9 protein-coding genes are annotated in these 12,749 nt (G+C 66.2%); all 9 read right to left on the bottom strand.

Annotated elements, in window-relative coordinates; translation table 11 throughout:
* Positions 1-16 precede the first annotated feature (16 nt).
* The 9 genes from tsaE to fabI all read right to left on the bottom strand — a co-directional run bounded on the left by tsaE (position 17) and on the right by fabI (position 12,748).
* Positions 17-508, bottom strand: a complete 492-nt coding sequence (tsaE, locus tag AC1VV3_RS00380; RefSeq protein WP_431568362.1) for a tRNA (adenosine(37)-N6)-threonylcarbamoyltransferase complex ATPase subunit type 1 TsaE — start codon at positions 506-508, stop codon at positions 17-19.
* On the bottom strand, positions 505-2,859 hold the full coding sequence (locus AC1VV3_RS00375) for a sensor histidine kinase (protein ID WP_132262090.1): 2,355 nt from the start codon (positions 2,857-2,859) through the stop codon (positions 505-507). The genes tsaE and AC1VV3_RS00375 overlap by 4 nt, the downstream gene beginning before the upstream one ends.
* A gap of 207 nt (positions 2,860-3,066) precedes the next feature.
* Positions 3,067-4,485 (bottom strand): adenosylhomocysteinase, encoded by a 1,419-nt coding sequence (ahcY, locus tag AC1VV3_RS00370; RefSeq protein WP_207912788.1) that lies wholly within the window; start codon positions 4,483-4,485, stop codon positions 3,067-3,069.
* A gap of 211 nt (positions 4,486-4,696) precedes the next feature.
* The gene (katG, locus tag AC1VV3_RS00365; RefSeq protein WP_431568797.1) at positions 4,697-6,913 is read right to left on the bottom strand and encodes a catalase/peroxidase HPI; all 2,217 of its coding nucleotides are present in this window, start codon (positions 6,911-6,913) and stop codon (positions 4,697-4,699) included.
* 736 nt (positions 6,914-7,649) lie between these two features.
* Positions 7,650-9,152 (bottom strand): L-lactate permease, encoded by a 1,503-nt coding sequence (locus tag AC1VV3_RS00360; protein WP_431568796.1) that lies wholly within the window; start codon positions 9,150-9,152, stop codon positions 7,650-7,652.
* A gap of 8 nt (positions 9,153-9,160) precedes the next feature.
* Entirely contained in the window at positions 9,161-10,207 is a 1,047-nt protein-coding gene (locus tag AC1VV3_RS00355; RefSeq protein ID WP_134094992.1) for a 2-hydroxyacid dehydrogenase, read from the bottom strand.
* A gap of 149 nt (positions 10,208-10,356) precedes the next feature.
* The gene (locus tag AC1VV3_RS00350; protein WP_243654113.1) at positions 10,357-11,316 is read right to left on the bottom strand and encodes a L,D-transpeptidase family protein; all 960 of its coding nucleotides are present in this window, start codon (positions 11,314-11,316) and stop codon (positions 10,357-10,359) included.
* A gap of 122 nt (positions 11,317-11,438) precedes the next feature.
* Positions 11,439-11,702: a GlsB/YeaQ/YmgE family stress response membrane protein gene (locus tag AC1VV3_RS00345; RefSeq protein ID WP_132262080.1), complete on the bottom strand. Its 264-nt coding sequence runs from the start codon at positions 11,700-11,702 to the stop codon at positions 11,439-11,441.
* 281 nt (positions 11,703-11,983) lie between these two features.
* Positions 11,984-12,748: an enoyl-ACP reductase FabI gene (fabI, locus tag AC1VV3_RS00340; protein WP_132262078.1), complete on the bottom strand. Its 765-nt coding sequence runs from the start codon at positions 12,746-12,748 to the stop codon at positions 11,984-11,986.
* Position 12,749 lies beyond the last annotated feature (1 nt).

Below are 12,749 nucleotides of genomic sequence, written 5' to 3'. Positions count from 1 at the left end.
CGCTGTTCCGATAAAATCAGAACCCAAGGCGATCCCGCCAATCGGGCCCCGGCTCGACAATGGCGGTCCGCCCGTCGCCCGCAACTTCCAGCGTGATCGAGAGACAGGCCGGCTCATGGGCGAAGCCGCCCGCGTGATCGGGCCACTCGGCGAGCAGCACGGCGCCTTGCCGATAGTCGTCCAACCCGATCTCATCGGCCTCGGACGGATCCTGGAGCCGGTAGAAATCGGCATGGACCAGCGGCAGACGCACGCCCGGACGGCCGGAATCGGGCTCGCCTGCAGGAGACACGTCGCCCTGCGGCGGATCGTAGACTTCGATGATGGCGAAGCTCGGCGACGGCACTTCGCCTTCGTGCCCGAGGGCGGCGATGATGGCGCGGGCGAGCGTTGTCTTGCCCGCGCCGAGACCGCCGGTGAGGGCGACGACGTCATCGGGGCGCAACCGATCGGCAATGGCGCGGCCGAAGCGTTCCATCGCGGCAAGGTCGGGCAATGCAATCTTCACGGAAGCTCCACCAGCGCGCTGGTACCTTGGCCGGGCTCCGAAGCGAGGCGCAGCGCGCCGCCATGCGCCTCGACCAGTTGGCGCGCGAGCGGCAGGCCCAGGCCTTGGCTGCGCTCCACCGACTTGCCGTCGGCGCTGGCCTTCATGCCGTCAAGCGCCAGGGCCACGCTGCGGCTGTCCATCCCCGCTCCCTGGTCCTGGACCAGGATCTGGAGCCATTCCCCGTCACCCGACTTGCGGCGGCCGAGCTGCACCAGGATGCGCTGGCCCTGCCGGGAGGCGGCAATGGCATTGTCGACGAGATGGCCGACGGCCCGCGCAAGCCGCTTGCGATCGCCGGAAATCGGCCGCAGCAGGCCGCTCGCCTGAAGATCCAGCACCAGCCCCGCCTTCTGGAGCCGCGACGCGCGCTCCTCCACCACGGAGCGGATGAAGGGCATCGGGTCGATCTCTTCCTTCTTCAGCGGCAGCAGCCCCGCTTCGCCCTGCGAAAGGTCCAGCAGGCTGTCGATATGATCGCCCAGCGCTTCCACGGAAGTGAGGATCGCCTCGATATATTCGCGCCCGCTGTCCGAAAGCTCGCCGCCGACGCCCGCCTCCAGCAGTTCGGCGAAACCGCCGATCGAGGTGAGCGGCGTGCGCAGTTCGTAGCTCATCTTGGCAAGGAACCGGGTCTTGATCGTATCCGCCTCGATCAGCGCCGCATTGCTCTCGCGCAGCGCGGCCTCGGCCTTCTGCGAATCGGTAATGTCGAGCACGGCCAGCAGCCCGTTGCCATCGGGCAGCGGCACGCCCGCGAACTCCAGCATGCGCCCGTCAGCCAGCGCGATGCGGCCGCCCTTCTGCGCCCGGTCCAGCGTGGCGGTGCGCATGACGCTGCCCACCGTCTCCGCTTCGGCCGGCCGCTTGAGGCGCGGCGCGATCTTCTTGAGCAGGTCCTGCATATGCGGATGGGTGTCGAGAAAGTCGCTGTCGAGCCCCCAGTCGGCGGCGAAGCGGCGGTTCCATATCTGCATGCGCCCGTCCGGCGCGAAGACCGCAATCGATTCGAACAGACTGTCGAACGTGGCCGTGCGGGTGCGCAGAAGGGTATCGCGCACGGCCGACAGGCGCAGCTGCTCGGTGCGGTCCTCGGCGATCAGCATCAGCCCGCCATCGGGCACCGGCTGGGCGACGATGCGCAGATGCGTGCCGTCCGCCAGGGTCCAGGCTTCCTCGCTCGCTTCACCCGAAGCGAACCAGGCCGCCTTCTCACGGCGCCAGGCGGGGAAATCGCGCGCTTCGGGCACGCGCCCGGCATCGCGCGCAGCATCGAGCAGGCGCTCGAAGGCAGGAAGATCCTGCATGGCCTGCGCCGAGAGCTTGAACAGGCGCTGGAACGGCTGGTTGGCGAACGTCAGGCGCTTCTTGGCGTCGAACTGGGCCACGCCTGCCGAAAGCTGATCGAGCAACCCGCGCTGCGCCTCGCGGAAAGCGCGGAACGAGCGCGACATTTCCTCAAGGTCCTCGATATCGACCGCGTATCCCGCGACCCCGTCCTCGCCCAGGGGCAGGTCGCTGACGCGCATCGCGCGGCGCTGGCCGTTGATCGTGGTCGAGACGATGCGCTGGATCGGCGAGCCCTTGTCGGCCGCGACGCGCGCGACTTGCGCCGGGGTAAGGCCGTCGACGTTCTCGACCAGTTCGGTCCCACTGGCCACGACGCCTTGCGCGCTGTCGCCGCCGACCGCGGCGACATAGGCCGAATTGACCAGTTGCAGTTCGCCGTCCGGACGGCGGAACCACATCGGCATCGGCGCCGCCTCGATCAGCGAGACCAGCGCGGTGAAATCCCCCCTCGCCCGCGAGGCTTCGTCGCGTAGGCGGGTGAGTTCGGTCTCGCTGTCGGAAAAGTCGAAGACCCAGACCAGCGCGGCGCCGCCGGGCGAGACTTGCGGGTCGGCCAGATGCCCCCGCAGCGCCAGCGACCGGGTGGACCCGCGCGGGGTCAGCACCATGCGAAAGGGCGTCGCGGTCTTCTGGGTGCGGCGTACGGCCTCGGTCAGCTCTTCCAGCTTCTCTGCCGGCAAGCCCCGCTCGCCCGTGTCGAGTTCGGACAGGAACTGCGGCACTTCGTCCAGCCCCAGCCACTGCGCCAGGCGCGGACTGGCTTCGATTCGCCCGTCGGAGCGGACGAGCAGCGGCGATGCGGGCGATTCCTCGACCATGCGGCCAAGGCGCCGCGCGGAGCGAAGCTGGTTTTCAGCCCGCTTCTGTCGGCTGCGCGCCGTAAGCACGGCCCAGGCCGCCGCCAGCATCCAGGCAGCGAGCAGGAGACCGATCAGGAGGGGTACGAGGCGATCCTGGTCCATTCACCAACGGCTATGATGCGGGGAAGCCCTAAACACAATGGGGAGAACGTCTGTGTTTAGTACGCCTTCGACATCCGTCGAAGGCTTGCGGCACCGGCCCACGCCCCCACCCGACCTCCCACTAGCATATCCTGATGGGAGGTCGGGTGGGGGCGTGGGCCGGTGCCGCATAGGGAATGCCCGAATGGGCATTCCCTACCGAAAGCATCAATAACGGTAGTGGTCCGGCTTGAACGGACCGGCTTCCGGCACGCCGATGTAGTCGGCCTGCTTCTTCGACAGCTTGGTGAGCTTCACGCCCAGCTTTTCGAGGTGCAGCGCGGCGACCTTCTCGTCGAGGTGCTTGGGCAGCACATAGACTTCGTTCTTGTATTCGTCGTTTTTGACGAAGAGTTCGATCTGCGCGAGCGTCTGGTTGGTGAAGCTCGACGACATGACGAAGCTGGGGTGGCCGGTGGCGCAGCCCAGGTTCACCAGGCGGCCCTTGGCGAGCACGATGATCTGCTTGCCGTCCGGGAAAGTGACCAGGTCGGTGCCCGGCTTGACTTCCTTCCAGTCGTAGTTGTCGAGCGCCGAGATCTGGATCTCGCTGTCGAAGTGGCCGATGTTGCAGACGATCGCCTTGTCGCGCATCGCTTCCATGTGCTCGCCGGTGATGACGGCTTCGTTGCCGGTGGCGGTGACGAAGATGTCGCAGCGCTTCACGGCGTCTTCCATGGTGACGACTTCATAGCCTTCCATGGCGGCCTGAAGGGCGCAGATCGGGTCGATTTCGGTGACCATCACGCGGGCGCCGCCGTTGCGGAGCGAAGCGGCCGAACCCTTGCCGACGTCGCCGAAGCCGGCGACGCAAGCGACCTTGCCGGCCAGCATCACGTCGGTGGCGCGACGGATCGCGTCGACCAGCGATTCCTTGCAGCCATAGAGGTTGTCGAACTTCGACTTGGTCACCGAATCGTTCACGTTGATCGCGGGGAACGGCAGCTTGCCGTCCTTGGCGAGGTGGTAGAGGCGGTGAACGCCGGTGGTGGTCTCTTCCGAAACGCCCTTGATGGCCTTGACCGAGGCGGTCAGGTAGCCCGGCTTCGCCTTGAGGAAGGCGTTCAGCGCGCGGACGAATTCGATTTCTTCGGCGTTGGTGGGCTCGAACAGCGGCTCACCGGCTTCGACGCGGGCACCCCAGAGCGCGAACATGGTGGCATCGCCGCCATCGTCGAGGATGAGGTTGGCAGTGAGGTCAGGGTTCTCTTCGGTCGACCAGTCGAAGATCTTGCCGACATAGTCCCAGTAATCGGCCAGCGATTCACCCTTGATCGCGTAGACCGGGATACCGGCAGCAGCGATGGCGGCGGCAGCGTGGTCCTGGGTCGAGAAGATGTTGCAGGTGGCCCAGCGCACGTCGGCACCGAGAGCGACCAGCGTCTCGATCAGTACGGCGGTCTGGATCGTCATGTGCAGCGAGCCGGTGATGCGCGCGCCCTTGAGCGGCTGCGAAGCGCCGAATTCCTCGCGCAGCGCCATCAGGCCCGGCATTTCGGTTTCGGCGATGTTGATCTCGGTGCGGCCGAAATCGGCAAGCGAGATATCGGTAATGGCGTAGTCGTGGGCGATCTGGGCAGTGGCCACGGGAAGCTCCTGGTACGTTGGACGTTGCGTGGAGACGCCGAACGGCAAAGCCCGGCGTCTCGAATGCATGGTCCCTACCCCGTCAGCTTTCGCGACGCAAATATAAAGATATCTTTATATGGCTTCCCGCCCGTTCGCCAAATCCGCCCGAGGGGGCAAATTCGCTCGCAGAAGGCAGCGGAGCCCCCGCCTTCGCGGGGGCTCCCCGATCTTACGCCTTTCCGGCCAGATCGAACCGATCCGCGTTCATCACCTTGGTCCAGGCCGCGACGAAGTCCTTGAGGAACTTCGGCCCTGCATCGGCGCAGGCATAGACTTCGATGAGCGCGCGGAGCTGGGAGTTGGAGCCGAACACCAGGTCCGTCCGCGTTGCCGTCCACTTCTGCGTGTTGCTGGCGCGGTCGGTACCCACGAACGTCTCGTCGGCCTGGTCGTCCACCTGCTTCCACGCCGTGCCCATATCCAGCAGGCCAACGAAGAAGTCGTTGGTGAGCTGCCCTTCGCGATCGGTGAAGACCCCGTCCTTCGAGCCGCCGTGGTTGGCGCCCAGCACCCGCAGGCCGCCGACCAGAACCGTCATTTCCGGCGCGCTGAGGCCAAGGAGCTGCGCCCGGTCGATCAGCAGTTCCTCGGTCGGAACTGTGAAGGCCACCTGCAGGTAGTTGCGGAAGCCGTCGACGCGGGGTTCCAGCACCGCGAAGCCTTCCACATCGGTCTGCTCCTGCGTGGCATCTGTGCGACCGGGCAGGAACGGCACTTCCACGGGCGTTCCCGCATCGGCCGCGGCCTTCTCGATCGCGGCGTTGCCGCCCAGCACGACGAGGTCGGCCACGCTGACTTTCCTGCCTCCGGCCGAACCGTCGAATTCAGCCTTGATGCCTTCGTAGACCTTGAGGACTTTCGCGAGCTTCTCGGGTTCGTTGACCTCCCAGTCCTTCTGCGGGGCAAGGCGGATACGGCCGCCATTGGCGCCGCCGCGGTGGTCCGACCCGCGATATGTCGACGCCGAAGCCCAGGCGGTGGAGACCAGTTCGCCCACGGTCAGGCCCGAAGCGAGGATCTTCTGCTTGAGCGCGGCCACGTCCCCCGTCTCGATCGCGGCATGGTCGGCGGCAGGGATCGGATCCTGCCAGAGCAGGTCTTCCGCCGGAACTTCCGGCCCGAGGTAACGCGCCTTGGGGCCCATGTCGCGGTGGCAGAGCTTGAACCAGGCGCGCGCGAAAGCATCCGCGAAGTGGTTCGGGTCGGCACGGAAGCCTTCCAGGATCCTGCGATATTCGGGGTCGACCTTGAAGGCCATGTCGGCCGTGGTCATCATCGTCGGCACACGGCGTTCGGGGCTATGTGCGCCGGGCGCCATGTCCTCGGGCTTCTGGGCGACAGGCTGCCATTGCTGCGCGCCGGCAGGGCTGCGCACGAGTTCGTATTCGTAATCCAGCAGCATGTGCAGGAAGCTCATGTCCCACTGGATCGGCGTAGGCGTCCACGAGCCTTCGAGACCCGACGTGATCGTGTGATCGCCGAAGCCGCTTTCGTGTCCGCTCTGCCAGCCAAGGCCCTGCTGCGCGATGTCCGCGCCTTCCGGTTCGGCGCCCACTTTCGCCGCATCGCCGGCGCCATGGCATTTGCCGAAAGTATGGCCGCCCGCCGTGAGCGCGGCGGTTTCCTCGTCGTTCATGCCCATGCGCGCGAACGTCTCCCGGATGTCGCGAGCCGAGCCGACCGGGTCGGGATCGCCGCCGGGACCCTCGGGATTGACGTAGATGAGGCCCATCTGAATCGCGGCCAACGGGTTTTCGAGCGCCATCTCCTTTTCGGGCTGGATGCGTGTCTCGGCGCCCTGGCCCACCCATTCTTCCTCGGTGCCCCAGTAGACGTCCTTTTCAGGCTCGAAGATGTCCTCTCGCCCGCCGCCGAAGCCGAAAGTCGGGCCGCCCATCGATTCGATGGCGACATTGCCGGTGAGGATCAGCAGGTCCGCCCAGGAGAGCTTGGCCCCGTACTTCTGCTTGATCGGCCAGAGCAAACGCCGCGCCTTGTCGAGATTGGCGTTATCCGGCCAGGAATTGAGCGGGGCGAAGCGCTGGTTGCCGGAAGAGGCGCCGCCGCGCCCGTCGCCGGTGCGATAAGTGCCCGCGCTGTGCCAGGCCATGCGGATGAAGAAGGGTCCGTAGTGCCCGTAATCCGCCGGCCACCAGGGCTGGCTGTCGGTCATCAGCGCGGTGAGGTCTGCCTTGAGCGCCGCATAGTCGAGCGACTTGAAGGCCGCTGCATAATCGAAGTCGTCGCCGAGCGGATTGGCGCTGGCGCCGCTGGTGCTGAGGATGTCGAGGGAAAGCTGGTTGGGCCACCAGTCACGGTTGGTGCGGCCAAGCAGCGATCTTACCGGCTCGCCGTGCATCGGGCAGCCGCTGGTCTTCGCGTCCATGTCATTCTCCTTCCGGTCGGGTCTGTCGATTCCGTCCTGTCATCGAACGGTTTGGAACTGTCCGCGTCGCACCATCCGGCGCGCTATCGACTGGCCACGGGCGCGCCCGCTCCAGACCGATCCTGAATACCCTTGTCGTCTCCAACCAGGCCTGAAACCCGGCAAGGCCACTCTCCCGGCGCCCTTCGGCACCGCCTGCAGCTTGCCAGATATGCAGCCACGATCAAGCGCCGCACGCCTGCCGGCTCACGCAAAATTCCGATCATCGATCGGGGGGAAAGTGATGAGAGTTCGTTCGAAAGATCGTGACCCGCGAAGTTCGCGGCACCGATCGAACGAGATGCCGGGCCGGGCGTTTTTCCGCCTCCTGTCGCTCTCGGTGGACATGTGGACAGGAGGCGGAAGTGGCAAAGGCAGGTCAGGACCCGCCGTTGCACGCCTGGGGGGAAGGCCGCGGCCCTCCCGCATCTCTGGGACGATCACGTCGCTGCTCCCAACCCCTGCCTGCCGCCCTGCTGCGGCGGGAAGCCCGCGTGGCAATGCCGGAGGAAGAGAGGTTCGTGATCATGTCGCGCTCGCTATCAGCCGGGATTATTACACCCGCAAGACATAATACTCAACATCGTCTCAGGCGATATCGGTGAAGAATTACTGAATTAACCAAGACATCAGCAAATGACATGACTGCAGCATACCAAGATATCACTGCAACATGACTGAAATTCCCCGAACAATTCTAGGTGAGCAGGCCCAAGGCCCAGCGCACGATCAGCACGATCACCCCGCCCGCCAGCGCATAGGCAAGGCAGATCGGCGCCGTGCGGGCGAGTGCCCTCCCCTCGTGTCCGACCAGCCCGACCGTCGCCGTGCCCGCCACGATGTTGTGCGGCGCCATGATGTTGCCGATAGCCGAACCGAGGCTCTGCCCCGCCAGCGCGAGCCAGTGCGGCAGGGTCACGGCATCGGCCGCGGCCACCTGGAAGTTCGCGAAGATGATGTTGGAGGCCGTTCCCGATCCTGTCACGAACGACCCCAGCGCCCCCACCAGGGGCACGGCGAGCGGCCAGGCCTGACCAAACAGGCCGGTCGCCCCAACGGCCAGCGCATCGATCAGCCCGCCGTGAACCATGAAACGCGCCAGGGTCAGCACGGAGACGAGCGCAATCGCCACTTGCGGCAGGCGGCGGAGCGCGGCGAGCATCGACCCGGCGACGAGACGCGGGCGAAAGCCGTTGATCAGCGCCGTCAGCAGGAAGGCCAGCAAGAGCATCGTGCCGGGGTGGTAGAACGGCAGCATCTGGTCTCCGAAGCCCTGCCGGTAGGTCCACTCGACATGATAGGACCGCAGGGCCGTGCGCAGCGGATCGATCAGGCGGCTGGCAAGAATGAGCGCCACCAGCAGAAGATAGGGCAATCCGGCGCGCAGCAGGGCTTTCGTCTCCGGCCCTTGCGCCCGCGCTGTCGGCGGCGCTCCGCGGCGTAGCCAGACGATGAACAGGGCCCCGCCCAGCAGCGCACCGCCCAGCGTCGGCAGTTCGGGCCCGGCCAGCCCCGCGATCAAGGCGGCCGCCGGGAAGAAGCAGGCCGCCGCCATTGCCGCCACCTGCCACGAAGCGGCGCCGCCGTGCCGCAGCGTCGCACTGCCGAGCCTCACGACGATGAGCGCCAGGCTCCAGCCGATGCAGGCATGGAGCAGCAGGATGGCCAGCGATAGCCGCCGCTCGTCGACCGGCCCGGCCTCCACCAGCGGCACCATCGGCGCGCCCACCGCCCCGAAGGAAACGCCCACGACATGGCCGATCAGGGCGACCAGCAGCGCCCGCTCCGGCGCCACGCCCAGCGCGACCAGCATCGGCGCGACGATGGCCACCGGCGTGCCGAAGCCCGAGGCGCCCTCCAGGAACATCGCGAAGAAATAGCCCACCAGCAGCGCCGTGGCCGCCGGATCGGACGATATCGACGATAGCCACTCCCCGATCACCCCGGTGGCGCCGGTCCGCATCTGGTATTCGTGGATGGAGAGCGCGGGAAACACGATCCACAGGATCGTCGCTGCCGTGAAGCCCGCCTCCAGCACGGGCCCGGCCAGATCGGCGGGCGTGTCTCCGAACTGGAAGGCCGCGACCGAGACGATCGCCGCGATCACGGCCGAGGCCGTACCGGCCGCCGCCGCCGACCAGCGCAGCCCCGTCATCAGGAACACGAGCGCCAGGATCGGAACGAGCGCCAGCGCGGCCATCGGCGGGGCTAGTCCCCCTGCCCGGCGGCCAGCGGCTCCTGCGGCACGAGGTCCGGCTCGGGCGGGACGGGATGGCGCGGCGCGCCGCTGCGCTCGAACGTGCTGATATTGTCGATCGTGGTGCCGGCGATGGCGGTCATCGCCTCGCGCGTGAAGAAGCCCTGATGGCCGGTGATGAGCACGTTGGGAAACGTCATCAGCCGCACGAACACGTCGTCGCGGATCACCTGGTCGGACAGGTTCTCGAAGAACAGGTCCTCCTCTTCCTCGTAGACGTCCAGCCCGACATAGCCGACCTGCCCGCTCTTCAGCCCGGCGATCACCGCGCGGGCATCCATCACTGCGCCGCGGCTGGTGTTGATGAGCATGACGCCGCGCTTCATCCGGCCGATCGCCTCCCGGCCGATCAGGTGATGGGTGTCCGGCGTCAGCGGGCAATGGAGGCTGATCACGTCGCAGCGGGCCAGCAGTTCGTCCAGCGGAACATAGCGGCCGCCGATGGCCGTGAGTTCCGGGGTTTCGAAAGGATCGCTGGCCAGCACCTCGCAGCCGAAGCCCTTGAGGATGCGGGCCAGGTTGATGCCGATCTTGCCGGTGCCGATCACGCCGGCCACTTTGCCCCTGAGATCGAAACCGAGCAGGCCTTCGAGGGCGAAGTTGCCCTCGCGCACGCGGGCATAGGCCTTGTGGATCTTGCGGTTGAGCGAAAGGATCAGCGCCGCGGCGTGCTCGGCGATGGCGTCGGGCGAATAGGCGGGAACGCGGCCTATGCGCAGGCCCAGTTCGCGGGCGGCGTCGAGATCGACATTGTTGAACCCGGCACTGCGCAGCGCGATCATGCGCGTTCCGCCGGCGACCAGGATTTCCAGTTCCTCGCGCCCAAGCTGGTCGTTCACGAAAGCGCAGATACAGTCATGACCCCGCGCCAGATGGGCGGTGTGCGAATTCAGGCGCGGCTCCAGATAGAACAACGTGTGACCGGCACCGGCCTCGTCATTGGCCTTGTCAAGGAATTCGCGATCGTAGGGACGCGTGCTGAAGACCGCAACTTTCAAGGAAGTCCTCCTGTCATCAGGACAATTTTCAGATTACCACTGCAATCGGTCCGCACAACCGGAAGAGCCGGGTTCGGCAGACCGCGCCGCTCCGGTCAGCCCGGTGCATGCACACCCCATCCCGAGGCGTGAAGCGAGACCAGTAAGGTTCAGGGTTTGGGCATGACCGCGTCGATCACCGTCAGGTGCTCGGGCGGTCCTTCGGCCACGCGCGAATTGGTGACCAGGATCGTCGTGCCCGGCGCGAGCTGCGCCTTGACCTTCTCGTAGAAGGGGCGCGGCAGGCGCAGGCGATTGACGATCGCCTCGTCCACTTCGCGCCCTTCGTCATCGCCGTGGCCGGGCAGGCCGACATAGACCCAGCGCGGCTTGCCGTCCCGCAGGATCATCGTGATGACGTGGGAGCCGGGATCGTCGTCGTTCACTTCGGCCACGCTGCGGCCGATCTCGATGCCGTTGCGCAGCACGACCACCCGCTGGTCCAGTTTGGAGACGATGATCGACAGCGGCCCGCTGGGCGCAAGCTGCGGGCGCCAGCGATATTGCTCCCCTCCGGACAGCGGGGTGCGGTCGACCGGCCGGCCCTTGTCGTCGAAGGGGACGAGCAGGCTGTTGTCGCTGGTGCGGACGTGCTTCTCGGCATCGCCTTCCACCACGACCGTCACGCCCAGCTTGGTGATGGCGAAAAGCTCCTTCGCGAAGCCATAGGGCATGTGCACGCAGCCATGACTTTCGGGATAGCCCGGAAGTCCTCCGGCATGGAGCGCAACACCGTCCCAGGTCAGGCGCTGCTGATAGGGCATCGGTGCGTTGTTGTAAGTGCTGGACCGGTGCTTCGCGTCCTTCTGGAGGATCGTGAACACGCCGGTGGGCGTGGCATGGCCCGCCTTGCCGCTGGAGACCGTGGTCGCGGCGATCCGCACGCCGTTGCGGTAGACGATGCCGATCTGCCTTGAGAGGTCCACATAGACCATGATCGGCCCGGTCGGCGAAACGTCCGGTGCCCAGACCCATTCGCCGGGTTTGAGGTGCTCCATGCGCCGCGCGAATTCAGGCGGAGACGTCGCTTTCGCGCCCTGCGCATGAGCGGGTGCCGCCGCCAGGGCCATCCACCAGACCGCCGATGCGCAAAGCACCGGCACCTTCAATAGTCGCATCGAAATCCCTGTAGCAGATGAGTTCGCGCCGCCTGGACCGGTGCCGACCTGCTCCGAAGCAGGTCGGCATTCGATCAGCGCACGCGGCCGCGCTGGACCAGGTTCACTATTGCCAGAAGGACCACCGCCCCCAGGAAAGCGACCAGGAGGCCCACGATCGAGAATTCCTTCACCGATCCGCCAATGCCGAACTGGTTGGCGATGAGGTTGCCGATCACCGAGCCCACGCAGCCCACAACGATATTCCAGAAGATGCCCATCGAGGCATCGCGGTTCATGACCAGGCTGGCAAGCCAGCCGGCGATGCCGCCAACGATCAATGCGATAATCCAGCCCATGACGTTCTCCCGACCAATTCCTCGCGACGCGCGGGGACAACTGCTCTGTAGAAATGACTGCGAAGATCTTAAATACCGGGCCCAAGAGAATGAAATCGGCGACTTATCCGAACCTTGAACCCGTCAGACAGGAAGCTGCGCCCGTCTGTTCAAAACGTCAACAGATACATAGACGTTTCTACCGAATGCCCCGCGATCGCGGCGCATTCGGAACCCTGGCGATATTTCACGACGCGCGAATTCACTGTTTCAGTTCCGCCGCGGCATCCTCGAAAGGCCGCCTAGCCGCTCACGCTGTTGTAGCCGCTGTCGACGTAGATCGTCTGGCCCGTCACGAAACGGGCCTTCGGGCCGAGCAGAAAGGCCGCCATGTGGCCGATCTGCTCGATCGTCACCAACTGGTGGAGCGGCGCCTTTTCCGCCGCCAGCCGGATCAGTTCGTCCAGATGCGACAGGCCGGACGCGGCGCGGGTGCGGACAGGCCCGGTCGACAGCGCATTGACGCGAATGCCCGTCGGCCCCAGTTCGTCGGCCAGGTAGCGCACGCTGGCCTCCAGCGCCGCCTTTACCGGCCCCATCAGGCCGTAGCCCGGCACGACTTTCTCCGAGCCGTAGAAGCTCATCGTCAGGATCGAGCCGCCTTCGGCCATGAGCGGTTCGGCAAAGCGCGCAAGCCGGATCAGCGAGTGGCAGGACACGTCCATGGCCTTGGTGAAGCCCTCCACCGAGCTGTCCACGACCCGGCCGTGCAGGTCCTGCTTGGGCGCGAAGGCCACCGAGTGGAGCAGGAAGTCCAGCCGTCCCCAGCGGGCGGCGATCTCGGTGAAAAGCGCCTCCATCTGCTCCGGCGCGGTCACGTCGAGCGGCAGGAAGATGGGCGCGCCAAGGGCCTGTGCCAACGGCTCGACATGGGACCGCGCCTTGTCGCCCTGGAACGTCACAGCCAGCTCCGCACCGTCCGCGCGCAGCGCCTCGGCGCAGCCCCAGGCCAGGGACTGGTCGTTCGCCATGCCCACGATCAGTCCGCGTAAAGGCAATCCGGCCATG

The sequence above is a fragment of the Novosphingobium sp. BL-S-34 genome (genome assembly GCF_056857015.1).
This window is presented reverse-complemented; position numbering and strand designations above follow the sequence as displayed.